The 21356-nt window shown below is 28.2% G+C and carries 15 protein-coding genes and 1 other annotated feature; of the genes, 3 read left to right on the plus strand and 12 right to left on the minus strand.

Features of this window, described 5'->3' with window-relative positions; all coding sequences use genetic code 11:
- Positions 1–45 precede the first annotated feature (45 nt).
- From C820_RS10960 to metA, 8 genes are all read right to left on the minus strand, one after another.
- Positions 46–2283, minus strand: coding sequence for a sensor histidine kinase (locus C820_RS10960; protein ID WP_004033916.1), 2238 nt, complete (start codon positions 2281–2283; stop codon positions 46–48).
- Complete coding sequence (locus C820_RS10965) at positions 2258–2953, minus strand: response regulator transcription factor (RefSeq protein ID WP_035295777.1); 696 nt, start codon at positions 2951–2953, stop codon at positions 2258–2260. Before C820_RS10965 ends, C820_RS10960 begins: the two co-directional genes overlap by 26 nt.
- A 115-nt stretch (positions 2954–3068) precedes the next feature.
- Positions 3069–3956, minus strand: a complete 888-nt coding sequence (locus C820_RS10970; protein ID WP_004033912.1) for a DMT family transporter — start codon at positions 3954–3956, stop codon at positions 3069–3071.
- 13 nt (positions 3957–3969) lie between these two features.
- Complete coding sequence (gene addA, locus C820_RS10975) at positions 3970–7671, minus strand: helicase-exonuclease AddAB subunit AddA (RefSeq protein WP_004033910.1); 3702 nt, start codon at positions 7669–7671, stop codon at positions 3970–3972.
- A 23-nt stretch (positions 7672–7694) separates the two neighbouring features.
- Positions 7695–8294, minus strand: a complete 600-nt coding sequence (locus C820_RS10980; RefSeq protein WP_004033909.1) for a hypothetical protein — start codon at positions 8292–8294, stop codon at positions 7695–7697.
- Positions 8295–8466: 172 nt separating this feature from the next.
- A complete protein-coding gene (locus tag C820_RS10985; protein WP_004033907.1) occupies positions 8467–9381 on the minus strand; it encodes a magnesium transporter CorA family protein in 915 nt (304 codons plus the stop codon).
- 385 nt (positions 9382–9766) lie between these two features.
- Complete coding sequence (locus tag C820_RS10990) at positions 9767–10936, minus strand: cation:proton antiporter (RefSeq protein ID WP_004033905.1); 1170 nt, start codon at positions 10934–10936, stop codon at positions 9767–9769.
- Between the two features lie 401 nt (positions 10937–11337).
- Positions 11338–12276: a homoserine O-acetyltransferase MetA gene (metA, locus tag C820_RS10995; protein WP_004033903.1), complete on the minus strand. Its 939-nt coding sequence runs from the start codon at positions 12274–12276 to the stop codon at positions 11338–11340.
- A 53-nt stretch (positions 12277–12329) separates the two neighbouring features.
- Positions 12330–12584: a binding site (T-box leader), on the minus strand.
- Between the two features lie 162 nt (positions 12585–12746).
- On the opposite strand from metA, the gene C820_RS11000 reads away from it, so the two are divergent.
- Positions 12747–13430 (plus strand): hypothetical protein, encoded by a 684-nt coding sequence (locus C820_RS11000; RefSeq protein WP_004033901.1) that lies wholly within the window; start codon positions 12747–12749, stop codon positions 13428–13430.
- A 70-nt stretch (positions 13431–13500) separates the two neighbouring features.
- Here the strand turns inward: C820_RS11000 and C820_RS11005 are convergent, their stop codons facing one another.
- The gene (locus tag C820_RS11005) at positions 13501–15639 is read right to left on the minus strand and encodes a DNA topoisomerase III (RefSeq protein ID WP_004033898.1); all 2139 of its coding nucleotides are present in this window, start codon (positions 15637–15639) and stop codon (positions 13501–13503) included.
- A 135-nt stretch (positions 15640–15774) separates the two neighbouring features.
- Between C820_RS11005 and C820_RS11010 the strand changes: the two genes are divergently transcribed.
- On the plus strand, positions 15775–16656 hold the full coding sequence (locus tag C820_RS11010; protein WP_004033896.1) for a DegV family protein: 882 nt from the start codon (positions 15775–15777) through the stop codon (positions 16654–16656).
- A 60-nt stretch (positions 16657–16716) separates the two neighbouring features.
- Here the strand turns inward: C820_RS11010 and C820_RS11015 are convergent, their stop codons facing one another.
- The gene (locus C820_RS11015; RefSeq protein WP_004033895.1) at positions 16717–17574 is read right to left on the minus strand and encodes a DUF4397 domain-containing protein; all 858 of its coding nucleotides are present in this window, start codon (positions 17572–17574) and stop codon (positions 16717–16719) included.
- Between the two features lie 128 nt (positions 17575–17702).
- On the opposite strand from C820_RS11015, the gene C820_RS11020 reads away from it, so the two are divergent.
- Positions 17703–19085: an MATE family efflux transporter gene (locus C820_RS11020; RefSeq protein WP_004033894.1), complete on the plus strand. Its 1383-nt coding sequence runs from the start codon at positions 17703–17705 to the stop codon at positions 19083–19085.
- Positions 19086–19091: 6 nt separating this feature from the next.
- Here C820_RS11020 and C820_RS11025 read toward each other — a convergent pair whose 3' ends face one another.
- On the minus strand, positions 19092–19880 hold the full coding sequence (locus tag C820_RS11025; RefSeq protein WP_004033893.1) for a class I SAM-dependent methyltransferase: 789 nt from the start codon (positions 19878–19880) through the stop codon (positions 19092–19094).
- Between the two features lie 193 nt (positions 19881–20073).
- Positions 20074–21315: a pentapeptide repeat-containing protein gene (locus C820_RS11030; RefSeq protein WP_502799882.1), complete on the minus strand. Its 1242-nt coding sequence runs from the start codon at positions 21313–21315 to the stop codon at positions 20074–20076.
- Between the last annotated feature and the right edge of the window lie 41 nt (positions 21316–21356).

Below are 21356 nucleotides of genomic sequence, written 5' to 3' on the forward strand. Positions count from 1 at the left end.
CTCCTCTTATATTTTCTCAACAGATAAAAGCAGTTTTTAAAGTTGTTATTCTGTTGTTTGTTCTATCTGTTCTATTTCTTCTGTATTTTGTTCTATCCAAACAGGCATCATAACAATTGCCTTAAATAAATCACCATCAATATTAATTTCAAATTTTCCATTTTGTATTTCAGAAAGACTTTTAGCAATAGACAAACCTAATCCAGAACCTTCTGTTGTACGTGAAACATCTCCCCTTACGAAACGGTCCATTAGTTGCTCTGGAGTAACATCAATAGAAGTAGCAGAAATATTTTTTATAATCAATACTCCCATATTATCCATTTTAAAAATATCTACATAAACACGAGAGTTTGCCATAGAATATTTAATAATATTTGATATTAAATTTTCTAATATCCTCCACATATGTCTGCCGTCTGCATAAATATTTATTTCTTCTTCACAGTTAATTTTTATAATAAGACCTGCTTTTTTTATTTTTTCTTCTAATTCTCCTATTGCTTGTATCAAAAGCATTTTTAAATTTATTTTTTCTTTTGTGACAGTTAAATTTCCGCTAGATGCTTTACTTGCTTCAATTAAATCTTCTATTAGCTGCTTTAAGCGATAAGATTTATCATGAAGCACACTCACAAATTCTTTTGCTTTTTCATTGTCTAGTTCTTCTTTTCTGAGCAAATCTACATAGGTAATAATAGAAGTCAAAGGCGTTTTTAAATCATGTGATACATTTGTAATAAGCTCTGCCTTCATTCTTTCTCCTTTCACTGCTTCTTCTACTGCTCTTTTAAAACCACTTTGTATATTAGCTACATCTTCTGCAAAATTTTTGAAAGAAGGAGAAATCTTTTTCAAATCTAATTCATAAGCTAAATTTCCTCTTGATATTTCTTTTGCAGAAATCATCACTTTTGTGAGAGAACCTAATGCTCTTGCACAAAATGCTGCTGCTACACCATTAAACAAAAGTATACATAGTAGTAAAAATAATGCAATGCTTGTGTTACTATAAAGTATAGCACTCAATAAAAACATTGTCATAATACAATTTGCCATGCCATACCCCATAAGTAAAAACACAATCCAGCCACAAAATGTTTTACCGCTAAATAAATAACTAACTTTTTGCAATATAACAGCTATTGTAGTGTTGCTAAAAAAACGCCTGCCCTTTATTTGCCTAGAAAGGCTTGTTGTAAAACTTAGCCAAACAGTACTATATACAATAAATAATGCTCCTAACAACGTAGAAAAAATATATGTCCATAAATAATAAGTACTATTATATAATATAATACTGCAAAGCGTTAATGTTGCCATACCAGCAATAAAATTGAATATTATAAATAGTATAACATGAATGTCATTATATATTTTATCTACTACCATATATTCTATTTCTCCGCCTTTTTGCTTTTGTCCTGCCACTCTGATTAAATATAATAGTGATGCAACAATAGCAATACACGCTATTATAGAAACACCAATTAGTATAGGATAACTTCTTTTTATCATATAAAATTCTTCTTGTTCTCTATAAAAAGCATCTCCTGGAAGAAGCGGTTCTCTTACTGCTGCATAAAGTTTACAATTGCTTTTTTCTAATACTTCATTATGGTATTCTTTATAATATCCTAAATTATCAATAGAAAAACCACCTTCTAATATAATGCTTCTTGTCATATTAGAGATACCTTCTTTTGAAATATTACTTGATATTTTTATACCATTTTCGTCTTCCAAATAATAAAAGAAATTTTCATAATCATTCATTTCTCTTTTCATGTTGCGATAACTTTCGAGCTGATTTTGTATGTACATATTTCTGTATTGTGCTAAACGAGTTTCTACTAATGTTTTATATTCTTCAAAATTATTTTTTAAATTTTCTGGTATCGTATTTTTCACAATTAAACCATCATAAGTATCATTTACTTCTGTACTTTGTGTAATTACGCCATCTATTACACCATAATAGTTTTTAAAACTTGCTAATAAATCTTCTCTAGAAAGATGTTCTCCTGTTTCAATACTATTTTCATCTTTATAATAGATAGATATATTAATCACATTGTTTAACAATTTATCAAAACGTATTCTAAAATTTTGTGTTTCATAATAGCTATTTGTAGCCACAGCTTGAAAATGCCAGTTTTGACTAATATTTAAAAATACCATACCTGATAAGTATAGTGTTAACACACCTACAAAATATATCATTGCTGCAAAAATCTTTGTTCTAGTCAAATATTGTCTAGCTTTTTTCGATTTTGTAGCCAATTCCCCACACCACCTTTAAATATCTTGGCTCCTTTGGATTAATTTCTATTTTTTCTCTTATTCTTCTAATATGTACAGAAACAGTGTTTTCTGGTGCAAAAGAAAGTTCTTTCCAAACATTTTCATAAATTTGGTCAATAGAAAATACCTTTCCTGCATTTTCCATTAAAAGTTGTAATATACCATATTCTGTAGCAGTCAATTTTACTTTTTCTCCTTCTACACGTACTTCTTTGGCATCTTTGTCTAGCTCCAAACTTCCTATTTTGATGATGTTACTTTTTTCTGCAATACTACCTAATGTAGTATATCTTCTCATTTGACTTTTTACCCTTGCTAACAATTCTAAAGGATTAAAAGGCTTTGTAATATAATCGTCCGCTCCAAAATTTAGTCCTAATATTTTGTCAGTATCTTCTGATTTTGCAGATAGTATAATAATAGGTATATTCAGTCTTTCTCTAATTTTAATTGTCGTATTTAAGCCATCTAATTTAGGCATCATAATATCTAAAAGTATCAAATGAATTTCATTTTCTTCTAGTGCTTGCAATGCTTCCTCTCCATTATACGCCTTTATAATATTATAGTTTTCTTGTTTTAAATAAATTTCAATAGCATCTACAATAGACTTTTCATCATCACACACCAATATATTAAACTTTTCCATTTCCATAAAGCCCCTCCTTTGCATTTTTCACTTCCTTGTAATAATTATTTAAGCACCTTATCATTATTATAACAACATAAATTTAAAAATGATAAATAGTTCTCTTAAAAAATTCTTACATTTTTTGTTTTACTTCTTTTTTTCCTATTACACGAATAATAACACCACCTAATACAAGTACAATACCTAATATTTTTTGCCAAGAAGTATCTTCTTTAAATAATATAATACCTATCAGTGCAGCTACTACAGGTTCTATTGTAGCAAGTATAGAAGCTTGACTTGCAGGCATATTGCTCAGTCCCTTTGTATAGCAAATATAAGGGATAAGTGCTGTTACAACAGAAAACAAAAGCATATCAAACAAAACATTTTGTTGTACTACCTTTTGTAATAAATCTAAAGGGTGAACTAAAAAAAATGTAGCTATTGCCGCCATTACAAAAGTATAAAATGTAATAGTTAAAGAATGGTAATCTTTTTTAAGAGCAAACATACTAAATATACTATACAAAGCATAACCAATGCCTGAACAAATACCAAATAATATCCCTTTTGCTGTATAAGTAACTTCTTTTGTGTCTAAAACACCTGTTACAAAAACACAGCCTAAAAATGTCATTACTACTACAAAGCATTTCAATTTTGTTAATTTTTCTCCAAAAAGAAATAGTGAACAAATCATAACAATAACAGGTGCTGTATACAATAGTACTGCTGCTACACCTAAACTTGTTTGTCCTATTGCTTTCATGTAACACCAGTTAAAAAATGTATAACTCAAAATACCTGTACCTATAAAATAACGTATATCTGTTATTTTATGCAAACAAAATAATTTTTTGTTTTTTAATAATAATATCGGTATCATTAAAATCGTATCTATTAGCATTTTTGTAAAAAGCATTTCTATTTCTGTAAATCCCACAACCATAATTTTTTTTGTAAACAGCCCTATAGACCCCCAGCAAATACCCGATAATATTACTAATACATATGCCATATTTTTCCCCCTATTATTGTATCAAAAGTGCTTCTCCTAATGCAAAAGAATATAAATAAACTTCTTTTACATTTTTTCCAGTGGCTTTTTCTAATGCTTTTTTATATAATTTCATTTGTATCTCATATTGTTTTTTTAATGTATCAGCAGTTTTTTGTCCCCACAGTCTATTATTTTTATAGTCTATTAATACAATTTGTCCATTTTCTTCAAAAAAACAATCTATAATACCATTTATCATAACACTATCTTTTATTAATTCATATTCTTTTTGAGGAAAAATTTCACTTGCTTCCATAAGCATAGAAAATCTTTTTTCTTGCTCAACAACATCTGCATTTCGTATTCTTTGAGCTAATTCAGATTGAAAAAATTTTGTTATTTCATTTACATTTAATGCTTTTGCTTCTTGTTCAGATAGTATATTTTGCTCTACTAAAGAAGCAATTTGTTTTATAATTTCTTCTTTTGTATATTGCTTTTTAATATCACATTGTTCCATAAAAGTATGTGTTGCTGTACCAACTTCTGCTGCAGTTAATTTTTTTGCTTCTTTTTCAAATTTAGGCAGTTTCATAGTAATATTCCATTGCTGTTCTTGCTGTAATAAGCCGATTTGTTCTTGCCACTTTTTTTTAATTTCAGAAATTGTAATATTTGTCTGTAGTGTAGTAGAAAGCTGTTGTGCATATCTCCAATCTAAAGCATCAAAAATTTGATTTCTTTTATTACTATAATCTTTTTCATTATTCCACTGTTCAAAATAGTCCATTATTTTCTTTTGTTTTTCATATTGTGTTGCTTCATTTTCATTTTCCTGTTGCTCATTTACTAATGTAATGTTCCACTGAGAAGCATCTTGCAACACTACAGTATTGTCACAGTAAAAACCATATTTTTTTAAAAATTCTTTTCCTGCTTTATGATTTAATATTGCTGGCATTATCCAATCCAAATAATTACTTGCTTGTGCCATTTTATAATACGGTAACATTCCTTTTTGTGTACTTTCATAGCTGCACCATTTTTCAATATTTTTTTCTTTTATGCTTCCTGTCAATATTAGCTTTTCTTTTGCTCGAGTAAGTGCAACATAAAGCACACGCATTTCTTCAGAAATATTATTTTGTTTTATTTTTAGTTTTACTGCTTCTTTTGCCCAAGTAGTATATTTTGCTCTTTGTTCCAAATCCATATAATCTACACCAATACCTATTTTATGGTCTAACAATACATCTTTTTTTAAATCGCTTATATTAAAATTTTTTCCCATATCAGAAACAAAAACAACAGGAAATTCTAAGCCTTTACTTTTATGTATTGTCATAATGCGTACCATATTTTCTCCTTCATTCAGTAATTTGGCTGATCCAGAAGTATCTTCTGCTTTTTTAATATTTTCAATGTATCTTACAAAATGAAATAATCCTTTTAAACTTGTTTTTTCATATTCTTCTGCTTTTTTGATTAAAAAACGTAAATTTGCTTGTCTTAATTTTCCTCCCGCTGTAACACCTACATAGTCAAAATATCCTGTTTCTCCATAAAGATACCAAAGCAATTGACTAATAGAACTTTCTCTTGCTTTTTTTCTCCAATTAGAAATATTATCAAATACTATTTTCAATCTTTCTGCAATCACTTTCATATCTTGTTGTATTGTATTTTGCTCATATTCTTGTATACATTTTTTTATACAATCATAGTAGCTATCTTCTTTTTCTTCACTCATCATTCTAATTTGCATTAATTCTTCTGCTGTAAAATGGTATATAGGAGAATGTAATACAGAAAGCAAAGGAATATCTTGTATAGGATTATCCAATAATTGCAAAAGATTTAATATTGTCATAACTTCCAATGTTTCAAAATACCCTAACGAAGTTTCAGCATAAAAAGGAATATCTTCTTTTATAAAAATACTGTCAAAAATTCCATTCCATCTTTTACTACTTCTCAGTAATATCGCAATATCACGAAATGCTACAGTACGATATTGCCCAGTTTTTTTATCCAAAATATGATAATTTTCTTCTGTCATCATTTTTTTAATACGTTTTGCAATAATAAATGCTTCTTTTTCTGCTTGACTCCATTCTTCTAAAATATCCTCACATTCCTCTTCTTCTGTTCTATTTTGTAAATTTAATAATATAATTTCGTTATCTCCTCCACAATTTCCATGAAATGGTGGAAATTTCGCTCCTGCATATAATGCAGCATTTTCATCATATGTTAGTCCTCCTACTTGCTCAGACATTATTTGGCGAAATATAAAGTTAATACCATGTAATATATTTTCACGGCTTCTAAAATTTTGAGAAAGTAATATTTTTTGTTCTTTTCCTTCTTCTAATGCATATTCATTGTATTTTTGCATAAAAATTTCAGGCATAGCTAATCTAAAACCATAAATACTTTGTTTTACATCTCCCACCATAAAACGGTTATATTTTCCTATAGTTTTTTTAGAAACAGAAGATAATATCATTTCTTGTATTAAATTGCTATCTTGATACTCATCTGTAAATACTTCCTCATATTTTTTCTGCAATTCTATTGCAGCTTCTGTAGGTAATATATTTTCTGGTGTACTTCCTTTTTCTAAAAGTATCTCTAAACAAAAGTGTTCATAATCTCCAAAATCTAATATTCTTTTTTCTTTTTTTACATTTTTATATTCTTCCATAAACAATTTTATTACATTTCCTAAATATTTCATTATAGGATATAGCTGTTTCATATGTTCTTCCATTGTTTGTATAGTATAAGGAAAAATACTTTTCTGTAAATTTTCAAATGTTTTTTTCGCCTTATTTCTAAAATCAATGATTTTTTCTTTTATATCTTTATGCTCTCCTCTGTAGGCAGGCAGTTTATCAAAATATACTTGTCTAATAGCTGTTTCTGCATGACGAAAAGGCAGAGAACATTGTTTTTTGCAATTCTCCGCCATTTCTAATTCTGTTTGTAAATATTGTGCATATGTTTCAAAGTCACTTTCGTATTGTGTTAATTCTAAAGCACATTTTAAATAATAACATATCATATTTATTTCTTCTGTCATTTTTTGATGTAATATTTCTGCCCAAATAGTATTTTCTAATGTATTATGTTCTGACAAATGAAACATTTCTATTGCTTCTTCCAGCCACTTTAACGGTTCTGGACAACCTAATAAAAAATCGTAAATATTTAATATCAATTCTTTTAATTTATCATCTTTTGTATCATTTCCAAACATTTCTACTAATGTATAAAATTCTGTATTTTCTTCACTATATAATCTTTCAAACAAATCTGTTATAACTTCTTGTTTTAAAAGTTTTATTTCTGTTTCATCTGCTGTTCTCATAACAGGGTCAATGTCTAGTTTATAATAGTTTTCTTTTATTACTTGTAAACAAAAAGAATGTATTGTTTTAATATCAGCTCTATTCAAATTTGTTAACTGATTTTGCAAATGTTCATCAAGAGGATTATTTTCTAATTGTTTTGCTATAGCATCTCCAATTCTTTGTTTCATCTCTGATGCTGCTGCATTTGTAAATGTTACTACAAGAAGTTTATCTACATCAATAGGATTATTTTTATCTGTTATCATAGAAATAATACGTTGTACAAGTACAGCTGTTTTTCCTGAACCTGCTGCTGCGGAAATTAAAAGATTACAATTTCTTGTATCAATGGCTTTTTGTTGTTCCTTTGTCCACATTTTTGTCACCTCATTTAAAAAAATCAGTTTGTCACCTTTTTTAATCTTACATTTACAGAAAGATATTTTGTAAAAGAAGACATAAAACTGTTAAATGAATTATAACAAAAATTTTCTATAAATGCCAATGAAAATGGTGAAAGAGTATGAGAACCAAAAATATATCTTGCAGTTGTTTTTGCGAACAAATCAGAAAAACAACTTTCGCCAATTTTGGCACAGCTATATAAAGCTTCTGCTAGCTTTTTTTCTGTATCATTGAGTTGAAATACATAATATAAATTTTGTTTCATTTCTCTCCATCTCAATTTTCTTCTTTTAATACGAGAAAGACGTATACTGTGGTATATTGCTACTAATTTTAAAAATCTTCTTCCTTTTTCTTCATCTAGTTGTGTTAGTCTTTGCTCAAAATAATTATATTCTGTTTTTGTTTCTAAAAATATTTCATAAGCATCTGCAACAGCATTTTCAATAGAATGTTCAAAAAATGCTTCATAAAAAGAATTTTCTAATTTTTCAGCTCTTTCTAAAAAAAAATATTTTTGCTCTTCAATATTCTCTTTTACAATCTCCTGCTTTTTTGGTTTTTTTTGATAAAGTGTTGTGATATAGTCAAACACGACTTGTCCCCCTTACATCTGTTTTTATTACCATAAACACTATACTAAAAATAATAATAAATATACAACTTTTTTTGTCGCAATATATGACAAAGCTTTATACAATACTATTTCATATTACAGTTTATAAATTAAAACTCTCTATGCCGCCAAAAAAGCTAATACAATATTTTTAGAACCACCCCTTTTTTTTGAAAAATGCTATACCAGCAATTACTACTCCTACCGATAAAGCAATTACCATAGCATAACTATGTTTCCAAGTATATTCTGGCATATCAAAATTCATACCATACCACCCTACAATAAGTGTTAAAGGTAAAAATATAGTAGTAATTACCGTAAATATTTTCATGGTATAATTTAAGTTAATATCAACTTGTGCTTGATAAGACTCTCTTACTTGTGTTACAGCTTCCCTTAAATTTAATATATTTTCATAAAATCTTTCTGTCTTTTTTTGAAGCCTATCAAAACATTTTATGGCCTTTTCATCAAAAATATGATTTTCATTTTCATATAAACATTCTAAAACATCTAATATTTGTTCATAATATTTTTTTAATATCATTAACTTTTTACGTAAAGATATAATTTCTTTTACACAATCTCTTTTTTGTGTTGTAATAAGTGCCTGTTCTAATTCTACTATTTCTTTTTCTAAATCATCAAATATTGTAATATCGTTTCCTATTAACTTTGTAATAAATTCTATCAGCACTCTATTGTTTGTGTTTTTTTCTCCTAACATAACTATAATATTTTCTATTATTTTTTTCCATTTTGTAGGTTCATCAGAAAAAATCATATAACAATTTTTTTGTAAATAAAATAATACTTTTCTTTGTCCCCCATATAAATTTTGGTAGTCAATCACATTTATACATACAAAATCAAAACCATCTAAACATTCATAATAGGCATATTTAGAAATTTGTTGTAATGGTGTATAACTAATGTGATATTTTTGTGTGATTTCTTGCCATTGCTCTTGGTGAAACATTCCTATCACACTTATTCCCTTTTTAGGAGGATATTCTATTTTTTCTGTTTGTTCTACTTTTCCTTCTGAAAATACATAAAACATGAGCATCAACCTTTCTTTATTAGTATATCCGTTTTCTATTTTTATTATAACGACAAAAAAGCTAGTGTAATTTTTTAATTACACTAGCCCAGTCTGTCAAAAAACCTCATTTTGCCATAAAAAGCAAGGGGTATGGGGAGTGCGACTCCCCATTCTAATCCGCAAGGCGAGCTTTGCCCGCCTGAGGAAAACAGCGAGTTTCAAGGCTTTTAAGCCCATGGAACAAGCTGTTTATACTTCTATTTAAACAAGTCGAAAACCTGTTTTCGACTTAGCGTGTCGACTTTATCGACACGCTGAGCTAGTGTAATTTTTTAATTACACTAGCCTTACTTTATTATATTCACTTTATTTTTGCCTTAGTTATACCTTTTTATTAGTAAATTTATTTCATTTGTACTTTTAATAATATTGGTGTCAATAATACTGTAATAATAACTACAAATATAATTGCTGGAAACATATCTTGAGCAATCAAACCTGCTTGAGAGCCTTTTTGCGCTACAATCAATGCTACTTCACCACGAGATACCATGCCAATACCTACAGAAAGTGCTTCACTATTTGTATATCCACACATTTTTGCACCTAATCCACAACCTACTACTTTTGATAATATTGCTACAATAAGTAATACAATCGAAAATAACAGTAAAGAAGATGTCATGCCACTTAATACAGTTTTCATTCCTATACTTGCAAAAAATATTGGTGTAAAAAACATATAAGATACAATGCTCATTCTTCTTGCAACATAATTTCTGATTTCTCCTGAATTACACAATATTAGACCTGCAAAATAAGCTCCTGTAATATCTGCAACGCCAAAATATACTTCTGAACAATAAGCCATTATCAAACAAAATGCGGCAGAGTAAATTGCTGTACGTCTTTTTCCTGTAGGATAAATATTAGGAAAACGTTTTAATGTTTTTTGAATAATAAAGGCACAAATACCAACAAAAATAAAAAACAATAATATTTTGATAAGTACTGTCATAATACTACTCTCTTTTGGAGAAGTTACCCCTGTAATGATAGTCAATACAATAATTCCTAAAATATCATCAATAATTGCAGCACCTAATATAGATGTGCCTATTTTTCCTTTTAGTTTTCCCATTTCTTTTAGTGTTTCTACAGAAATGCTAACAGATGTTGCTGTTAAAATAACACCTACAAAACACCCTTTTAATAAATCTATACTTGTTATAGTAGAAGAGCGGAAAAATAATAAATAAACTATTGTTCCTCCTAAAAATGGTACAATTACACCAATAAGAGCAATAATAAAAGAAGCTTTTCCTGTTCTTTTTAATTCTTCAAATTCTGTATCTAGTCCTGCCTGAAACATCAGAAAAATAACACCAATTTCGGCCGCTTTCATTAAAAAGTCTGTTTCTGCTAAAATATTTAAACAACCTGGCCCTAATATAATTCCTACTGTCAAAGCTCCTACAACTTGTGGCATATGTACCTTTTGAGATAATAAGCCAAATATTTTTGTTGATAATAAAATAATTGCTGACACGAATAAAAAATCATAGGATTGCATATTTTTTCCTCCCTTTTCATTTTTATGATACATCTCATAAAAATGTTCCTATTTACTTGTACTGATAACATATCATATCTATATTATTTACCCTTCACAATAGACATTCTATATCTGTTATACCTACAATTAATTTAGGAAATACTAAGGCATTTTTGTATTATACCACATATTGACGGCCTATATAAATTTATAGTGTTATTTTTTTGAAAAAATATTCTATAATATGAAACAAATAAATGTCAAAAATAACAATAATAAAAATAAAATCTATTTATTTTGTTTGAAATTAATATTTTTTTATTATTATTTTTGTATATTATTTTTTATACTATTGAAATATTTACACAAAAATAAGAGAGCGATATTACTTTTGTCACTCTCTTGTAATAATTAAAATTTTATTTTTTATATTCAGGAGTTCCGTCTACCCTTTCAATTTCAAAAGGTGTTACTTGATAAACATAATAATTTAACCAATTAGAAAACAATAAATTACTATGACTTTTCCATGTCACAACAGGTTGTTTATTTGGGTCATCGTTTTCAAAATAATGTTTTGGAAAAGGTACATCATTTCTTTTTCCTAAATCTCTTACATATTCCTCTTTTAATGTAAGAGGGTCATATTCTGAATGTCCCATAACAAAAATACGACTTCCGTGACGGGAAGATGCAATGTATAGTCCTGCTTCTTCTGATGCAGAAAGTACTTCTAATTTTGGTTCTTTATAAATATCTTCTAATTTTACCTCTGTATGGCGAGAATGAGGAGCATAAAATTCATCGTCAAAACCTCTTACTAAATCAGCACTTTTTACTCGTACTGTATGAGCAAAAACGCCAAACATTTTCTCAGACAAATTGTGCTTTTGTATTCCATAATGATAGTAAAGTCCTGCTTGTGCTCCCCAACAAATATGCAAAGTAGATGTCACATTTTTTCTTGACCATTCCATAATTTCTTTTAATTCTTCCCAATAATTTACTTCTTCAAAAGGTAAATCTTCTACAGGTGCTCCTGTAATAATCATTCCATCTAATTTTTTATGTTTTATTTCATCAAAACTATGATAAAAAGCTTTTAAATGTTCTGGAGCAGTATTTTTTGTTTGGTGATTTTTAGGAAATAACAATATGATATTAATTTGTAAAGGTGTATTTCCTAAAAGACGTAATAATTGTGTTTCTGTTGTTTCTTTTAATGGCATTAAATTTAATATTGCAATTTCTAAAGGGCGTATATCTTGATGAAATGCTCTTTCTTCTCCCATTACAAATATATGTTCCCTTTCTAATATTTCTTTAGCTGGTAAATTATCTGGTATTCTAATTGGCATATTACTTTCCTCCTATATTTTAAATAATAAAAAAGCCTTCACAGGATTTTTCCTATGAAGGCGTATTAACGCTGTACCACTTCACTTCATTTTCTGAAAAAAACAGAAAACCTCATTTCAGTACGTCCTTTTTATAAAGGATAATACCGTTTCGCTGTAACAGGCGAACCTGTTGTAGCCTAGACCTAAAAGGTTTCGGTACACCATTCAAGAGCCATTTTCAGCACTGTTTCTTCTGCCTTTTCCCACCATATTTCAAGGCTCTCTGAAAGATTTCACAAGCTTACTTTCTCCATCATTACGTTTAAAATTTATTTTAATACAATTTTTTAAATTTGTCAATTCCCTTGTTTTAAAAATTCCTCTTTAGTAGTATATTGCATATGTAGTATATTGCATATAAAAACAAATAGTATTAAAATTAGAACTATAAATCAAAATTTACACTATTTGAATTGAGGTGTTTTACATTGGATTATAAGCAATTTATTACAGAAATTCAAAAATACTGGAATTTATATAGTAAAGGACTGAAAAAACAAGCAAATTACTCTTTATTTGAATTTACTAAGTATTTTAAATCATATGTTACTAAAAGTGAAGCAGATAATATACTATTTCAGTTTTGTAAAGAATATATTGATGAAGTAAAATTTCCTGACACTAATTTGCCATTTCAAATAAGAGAACTGCTTAATCACTATTTCTTTCAAGAATGCAAAAAAAATAAAATGCCCCAAATGCGATGGGCATTTCAAATTTTTGGAGAGTATTATAATACATATGATACTAATTATGAAAATAATACATATAACATATTAGAACAAGCATATAAACATAAACAGTGTGACCCAAAAACAGTTGAGCTTTACTTTAATGAACAGCTAAAGTATTTATGGTGGGGACAGCACCACTTTCCAGAATATTGCACAATTAGCAATTCTGACTTTGAACATACTATATATATTGCAAATAAAATTCTTTCAGAAAAGTCAGTTGCTCCATCACTTATAGCAGAATTGGAATATTATATAAAATTATATAATATTTATTTTATGTGGGAAAGAAATGGTAAAACAGATGATTTTTATAAATTATGTAACACTAAAGGAATAGAATATCAAAAAACAATTGTATTTTATTACAAAAAGTAAAACTACCAAAAGTAATATACCTTTTGGTAGCTTTACTTGCTGCAAATATTTTTACATAGTTTCCATTATATTATGTATTTGTTTTGTTAAAATCCATTATTTCCAATCTTCCTGAATTATCTGGACTTAATAGTAATGTTGCTTTTCCTTTTTCTCCTGTTTGAGGCAATGTAATAGAAACAGATTTTAATTTTCTTTCTATTAGCAGTTTTTCAATCATACTATTTTTTAATGTAACACCATATTGTTCTACACTGTTTTTCCATATTGTAAATTTACAATCGTTTTTCCATTCACTGCAATAATAAGCCTTTGTATTTTCTAGTATATTGCCTTTTTGGCAAAGAGGACAAACTCCTAATTTTTTTATTTTCTTTTTTCCTTTTTTTGTTTCTTTTTCAAATATAACATTTTCATTTTTATGTTCAGATGCTTCTATTAAAAAATAAACATATTTTTTAATACTTGTCATAAATTTTTCATTTGTCATTTTACCTTTTGAAATAGAACACAGTCCTTTTTCCCATTTTCCTGTTGTTTGAGGAGATTTTAACTGTTCTGGTACAATTTCTATTAATTTCATTCCCTTTTCAGTGGGTATAAGTGTTTTGCCTTTTCTTTCAATATATCCTACTGTAAGAAGTCTTTCTATAATAGCTGCTCTTGTAGCAGGCGTTCCTAGTCCGTTTTCTTTCATTTGTTCTTTTAATGCTTCGTCTTCTACAAAACGACCTGCATTTTCCATAGCAGAAAGCAAACTACTGTCAGTATAAAATGCTGGAGGTTGTGTTTTCTTTTTATTGCATTTTAATTGTTTTGCAGTTACTTGTTGCCCTTTTTTTAATTCTGGCAATGTTTCCTCTTTTTTATTTTCCTTTTTTTTCAAATCTAATGCTTTATATATTGCTGTCCAGCCTTGTTGCAATATTGTTGTACCCTTTGATATAAAATGTTCTTGTTCTATCACAGTAATAACTTTTGTTATTTTATATATATATTGCTCATAAAATACAGACAAAAAACGAATAACAATAGTATTATATACTTTTTTTTGTTCTTCTGTTAAAGTTTCATAGTTAATTTTTGCATCTGTAGGTATAATTGCATGATGGTCTGTTACTTTGTCATTGTCAATAATACGTTTTCCTAAAGGTAATGCTTCTAATGACAATATCTGTTTTACATATTCATCATAACGTTCTATTTCTCTTAATTTTTTCAATATTTTTTGAATATTTGATTTCATATCATCACTCAAATATCTGCTGTCTGTACGAGGATATGTAATTGCTTTTTTTGTTTCATATAAGCTTTGTGCTATAGAAAGTGTTTTTTGTGCAGAAAATCCAAATTTTTTATTGCAATCCCTTTGTAATTCTGTTAAATCATAAAGCAATGGAGGGGACATTTTTTTTTGTTCTTCTTCTATATTGGATATTATCCCACTTTTTCCTTTTACCTTTTGAATAATATTTTCTGCTTGCTCTAACTTTTTTATTTTTGTTTCTGTTTCTTTTTTATCAAACCAAATTCCTTTAAAATTTTCATATGTTACTTCTACTTCATAATAAATTTCTGGTACAAAATCATTAATTTCTTTTTGTCTTTGCACCATAATAGCAAGTGTAGGTGTTTGTACTCTTCCTATACTTAATAAAGCATTGTATTGTAATGTGTATGCTCTTGTGGCATTCATACCTACAAGCCAATCTGCTTCTGCACGACATTTTGCAGAAACATATAAATTATCATATTCTTGACTATTTTTTAATTTTAAAAATCCCTCTTTTATTGCAATATCTGTCATGCTAGAAATCCATAATCTTTGAAATGATTTCTTACAATTTACAGCTTCATAAATATATCGAAATATCAGCTCTCCTTCTCTGCCGCTATCTGTAGCACAGATTAAACTGTCTACTTCTTTACTATTCATTAACTTTTTTAATATTCTTAATTGAGGTGCTGTTTTTTTTATTACTTTTAATTTCATTTGTTCTGGCAATATAGGTAATGTTTCTTTTTTCCACTTTTTATATTTATCGTCATATTCTTCAGGGTCTGCTAATGTCACTAAATGCCCTATTGCCCAACAAACAATATATTTTTCTCCATATAAAAAGCCTTCTCCCTTTTTTTTGCATTGCAAAACACGTGCAATATCTCTTGCTACAGAAGGCTTTTCTGCAACTACTAATATTTTGCCCATATATTTTCCTCCTTACTCTTTGTTAATGCCATAATAGCATGTTGTCACTTTTTATGCAAATAGGATTATAGCATTGACAGTTATGCCTATTGCTTATAAAATAAATAACATAAAAAATATTTTTGGAGGTGCTTTATGCCCAATTATAAACTTTTTTCAGACAGTTCCTGCGATTTGCCCGCCTTCTATGCAGAACAATATGATATTGGCATCATTCCATATTCTGTTTCATTGGGCGATGAAACATATTATAAAGAGATTTTAGAACTAAAAGCACAAGATTTTTATCAAAAAATAGTAGAAAAAAATGTTTTTCCTAAAACATCATTACCTTCTATACAAGATTATATAGATGCTTTTACACCAGCATTAGAAAGAAATAAAGATATTATTTGTATTTGTTTAAGTTCTAAATTTAGTGGCTCTTTTCAAAGTGCATTAAATGCTAAAAATATTTTACTAGAAAACTATACTAATAGAAATATTGCAATTATAGACTCTCGTCAAGCAACAGGCGGACAGGGCCTTTTACTTTATGAAATGGCACAAATGCAGTGTGCTGGCTATTCTTTTGAAGAAGTAGTTCATTGTACAGAATATTTACGTGATACAGCAAAAATTAATTTTACAGTAGAAAGTTTAGACTATCTTCAAAAAGGTGGTCGTATAGGAAAAGCGAGTGCATTGGCTGGCACAATATTAAATATAAAACCTATTATTGTTATGGCAAATGGAGAATTAAGTCCTGCTGGAAAAGTAAGAGGATTTAAAAAAGCTATAAAAACTATTATAGATATGACAGAAAAAGAAATTGGTTCTGAAGCAGAAAAATATCAAATTTGTATTGTTTCCGCCCAAAATATGGATAGAGCTACAGAATTAAAGCAAGCATTACAACAGTGTAACCATTGTTATGATATACTAGACATTCCATTTCAAGTAGGTGTTACAATAGGTGCTCATGCTGGACCTACTGCATTAGGTATTTGTTATATTAAAAAATATCATTTTGTATAAAACTATCATAGCAATTAGGAAATGTTCTGTTTAAAAACAGAACATTTCCTAATCTATATTTTAAAATGACAAATAGCTTGTGCCTTCTAAAGGAACTAATACTTGTAATCCCATTCTGCTGTTACTATCTCCTACAATATAAACAGAATAAGAATTTCCTGCTCTTAAAAACATATTAGGGTCTTCCAATATTGTTCTATTTGTAGTAGCAACTTTTAATTTTAGATTTCGCCTGCCTGGTGCCAATGAAAGATAACGACTTACCTCTTGAAAATCTAAATCACTTAAAACCAATCTATTATCTATATAAACGTCCATAAGTGGTGCAGTATAGGAAAGCTGTATAAATCTCACAAATGCTCTATTTTGATTTAATATTCTTGTATTGTCTGTTATCATTTGCCATTCATTATTAATACCAGTATCTATAAAAGCTGCTGTATAAATTCTATTTGCAATAACATTAATTTGAGAAACGCTAATTGGATTTCTTCTTGTACCTGCTCTAAACACTACAATACGATAGTATCCTGGAAAAGCTTTCATATATTCTGTAAATGCTCTATAATTTAGATAAGAAGCAACTTTTCTGCCATTGATGTAAATATCTATAGGAGTTTGAGAAGAATTTGCATTTAAAAAACGAATATAAGAAAATCTTGTGACACCTGGTATAATAGGAATGATTGTAATATTAGTATTTGGTCTATTGTTGCCCGGAAAAAAAGAATTTCCTGGAAATATTGCCCTACCTATATCGTTGTCTTGTTCTCCTGCAAAATCAACATCTGAAACCTCTGTTGTATAATTTTCCTCTGTTAAATTGTCAATTTGTTCTTCTGTTAAAGGTAAAGGCATAATCATATCTGCACTAGTTTCCATTCCTTCCATTTCTGTCATATTAGTATCTTCATCCATATTATTCCACCTACTTTCTGTTGATACTGCTAATATATGTCTTTTTTAAAATTTAGTGCATATATTTGACAAGTTTATTATTGTTTGGATATAATAAAATCAATATTAGCTTTAAGGAGATGAATAAAATGGAGCAGCAAAATATATTAGCTACAGGAAATATAGTAAAGCTTTTATTTCGTCTTGCACTTCCCTCTATCACTGCTCAAATTATAAATGTACTTTACAATATGGTAGACCGTATGTTCATTGGTCATATTTCAGAAATCGGCTCTATGGCACTAACAGGTGTTGGTATTACATTTCCCATTATTACATTAATTTCAGCTTTTAGCGGCTTGATAGGTATGGGCGGTGCTCCTCTTGCAGCTATAGAAATGGGAAAACAAAATATACAAAAAGCAGAAAAAATATTAGGAAACTGTGTTACTTCTCTTGTTGTAACATCTATTTTTTTAATGGCTTTTATATTTTATTTTCAAAATACATTACTTTCCTTTTTTGGTGCAAGCGAAAACACAATACAATATGCTTCTGATTATTTAACAATATATGTCTGTGGTACGCTTTTTGTACAGATTTCACTGGGATTAAATACATTTATTACTTCTCAAGGATTTGCTAAAACAAGTATGTCCACAGTAATGATTGGTGCAATATTAAACATAATATTAGACCCTATATTAATATTTGGCTTTGATATGGGCGTAAAAGGAGCAGCTTTTGCTACAATTTTATCACAATGTGTTTCTGCTATTTGGGTAATGCGTTTTTTAACAGGTAAAAATACAAAATTACGTATTAAAAAACAATATTTAAAAATAGAACAAAAATTACTTTTTTCCATACTGGCATTAGGAATTTCTCCTTTTATTATGCAATCTACAGAAAGTCTTTTAACAATTTGTTTAAATACTTCTTTGCAAAAATATGGTGGTGATTTAGCTGTTGGTTCTATGACAATATTAACAAGCATTATGCAGTTTTCTATGTTGCCATTATTAGGATTGACACAAGGAGCACAACCTATTGTTAGTTTTAATTATGGTGCAAAACAAAAACAACGTGTTAAAAAAACAATATTTATATTATTATGTTCTTGTTTCTGTTATAGTTTTACATTGTGGCTTATTATTATGTTATTTCCGCATTTGTTTGTTAGAATATTTACAAATTCTTCTGAACTAATTTCTTTTTCTTGTTGGGCTTTACGTATTTTTATGGGAGTTTCTTGTATTATGGGTATTCAAATTGGCTGCCAGCAGTCTTTTCTAGCATTAGGGCAAGCAAAAGTATCTATGTTTCTCGCATTGCTTCGAAAAATTATATTATTGATACCACTTATTTATATATTACCACTATTTTTTGAAAATAAAGTATTTTCTATATTTTTAGCAGAACCTGTTGCAGATAGCATTTCTATCACTACTACATCAATACTATTTTATATACAGTTTAGAAAAATTCTTTCTACATTATCTGATAATGTAGAAAACAGTAAAACCGCTTAAACGGTTTTACTGTTTATATTTACAAATAACTAAACGGTCATTCATATTTTTTATAAAAGGTAATGTTGCAAAAAGTCTTCCCCTGAAAGAATATTTTTTCATTTCTTCATTAAAACTTGTGTCACTTACTAATTTTAATCCAGAAACATAACTTTCTAATTCTTTTCCAGAAGAAATTCCCCATTGAAATACAGCATCTGTATTTTTTACAGTATCATGATATTTGCTCATTTTATAAAGAAAAGGAGAAGATACCTCTAAAAGTAATATACTCTTTTTAAAATGGCTGCATATAATAGTAAGAAGTTGCTTCACTTGTTTTTCATTAAAATACATCAATAATCCTTCTATAATAAATATTGTAGTTTTATTTTTTATTACATTTTCTGTCCAAGACGCATCTAAAGCAGATTTTGCTATCATATGTACTCTTTGTTGTTGTACAAAATATTCCTTTCTGCACTTTATGACATTAGGCAAATCTAAATCATACCAAATGATTTTTCCATTGTCTACTCTTTCAAAGCGAGCATCTAATCCGCAACCTATACATATACATACAGCATCTGGTATTTGACGTAATATAGATTTTAATGCTTTATCAATCAATATGGTCCTTGCTACAACACCTTCATGACTCATAAACTTATCATATTTTTGTGTGTCTATTTGTAATTTCTGTATTATTTCTACTGCTTTTTTATCTTGTATTCTTGCTTTTTTTCTCATTGTTTCATTTGCTTTAATAACAAGAGGAATTAACATTGTTTCTTCTACACCATATAATATTTTCATTTCAGAAATCACTCCTTTTTAGTTAATTTATAGTAATATTGGTTACTATATGCTAACTAAATAATAACACATTATACTATAAATTGCAAGCAATAAATCATACTAAATTGATAAAAAATAAAATACAAACAGAAATTTATCAATTTTATAAATAATCAATAACATTTGCTGTTTGTATTTTATAAATCTATTTTTATTTATTTATATCAATTCCTGTCATTTGTTTAAATATAGCAGCATCAAAATTAGGTATCCATTGAATAATATTTTTTTCTCTATCACTTAGACTTTTCCACCATATTTGGCAAGCCTCATAAAAATTATAATATTTTAAATAGCCTCCTGTCACAGTAAATTCTTTATGTCTTTGTTTTTCTTCTTCTGTCATATTTTCTTTTGAAATCCATTCTGTTAAAGTGATACGACTTAATATTCTATTTGCTTTACTATTTTTCCAAATTCTATAAGTCCAGTCAGAAGGTTTATCAAATAAACAAATTTTAGGCTCTATGGTATTAAAACAGCCATTTGAAAAGTTAGTTTTATTCCAATCTCCTATATTATAGTTCCCTTTATTATATTTTCCTGTATTGTGATTTCCTTTGTTTTGTTCTCCTGTATTGTAATGCCCTATGTTACAGTTTGCTGTATTAAAACTTCCTATATTATAGCTACCTGTATTTTGTGCTCCTATATTGTAAGCCCCTATATTATAGCTTCCTATATTTTTCCTTCCTACATTATAATGTCCTATATTGTCATTTCCTGTATTACGACTTCCTTCGTTATAGCTTCCTGTATTAAAGTTTCCCTTATTGTACTCTCCTACATTAGCATTTCCTTTATTAGCAATTCCAATATTACGATAGTCTTTAGTATATTGGCCTATATTGAGTATATAAAGCACTTCTAGCCAATTTAATTCTTTTATTATTTTTATTTTATTGGTACAACACTTTCTTCCTAGGGAATAAAAATCAATATCTCCTAATGCAGCAACTTCTGCTATACGATATTCTTTTTTTTCTCCAATAACACAATAATCTAAACAGTCTAACAAATTTAAACAATAATGAAATCCTTTTTCACAGTATTTTGGTGTTATATTTTCTTTATAAACTCTGCCAACTTTAAATTTCATTCCTTTAAAATTCCAATCAGAATGAAACACTTTATAGCCTTTATTAATATTTAATAAATTCATGACTTCTTGCCAGTCTAATTCTCTCACAATTTGAATTTTGTTAGTACAACATTTACTAGTGTTCAAATCAAAATCTACATCACCTAATGCAAGCACTTCTGTTACTTTATTTTTGCTATTAAATTCATAATAAGCAAAACAGTCTTCTAATATCAAACAAAAATGAATACCACTTTTACAACATTGTGGTGTTACATTTTCTTCATAGATTTTGCCAACTTCAAATTTTATATTTCTACAAGTTCAATCAGGCTGAAATACTTTGTACCCCC

The organism is Clostridium sp. MD294 (assembly GCF_000364165.2).
GTDB lineage: Bacteria > Bacillota > Clostridia > Lachnospirales > Anaerotignaceae > Coprocola.

Bases quoted from the DNA above. Each gene is read 5' to 3' on its own strand.
- C820_RS10965 (WP_035295777.1), bottom strand. From the start codon at position 2,953: ATGGAAAAGTTTAATATATTGGTGTGTGATGATGAAAAGTCTATTGTA.
- C820_RS10970 (WP_004033912.1), bottom strand. From the start codon at position 3,956: ATGGCATATGTATTAGTAATATTATCGGGTATTTGCTGGGGGTCTATA.
- addA (WP_004033910.1), bottom strand. From the start codon at position 7,671: ATGTGGACAAAGGAACAACAAAAAGCCATTGATACAAGAAATTGTAAT.
- C820_RS10985 (WP_004033907.1), bottom strand. From the start codon at position 9,381: ATGTTTTATGTATTTTCAGAAGGAAAAGTAGAACAAACAGAAAAAATA.
- C820_RS10990 (WP_004033905.1), bottom strand. From the start codon at position 10,936: ATGCAATCCTATGATTTTTTATTCGTGTCAGCAATTATTTTATTATCA.
- metA (WP_004033903.1), bottom strand. From the start codon at position 12,276: ATGCCAATTAGAATACCAGATAATTTACCAGCTAAAGAAATATTAGAA.
- C820_RS11005 (WP_004033898.1), bottom strand. From the start codon at position 15,639: ATGGGCAAAATATTAGTAGTTGCAGAAAAGCCTTCTGTAGCAAGAGAT.
- C820_RS11010 (WP_004033896.1), top strand. From the start codon at position 15,775: ATGCCCAATTATAAACTTTTTTCAGACAGTTCCTGCGATTTGCCCGCC.
- C820_RS11015 (WP_004033895.1), bottom strand. From the start codon at position 17,574: ATGGATGAAGATACTAATATGACAGAAATGGAAGGAATGGAAACTAGT.
- C820_RS11020 (WP_004033894.1), top strand. From the start codon at position 17,703: ATGGAGCAGCAAAATATATTAGCTACAGGAAATATAGTAAAGCTTTTA.
- C820_RS11025 (WP_004033893.1), bottom strand. From the start codon at position 19,880: ATGAAAATATTATATGGTGTAGAAGAAACAATGTTAATTCCTCTTGTT.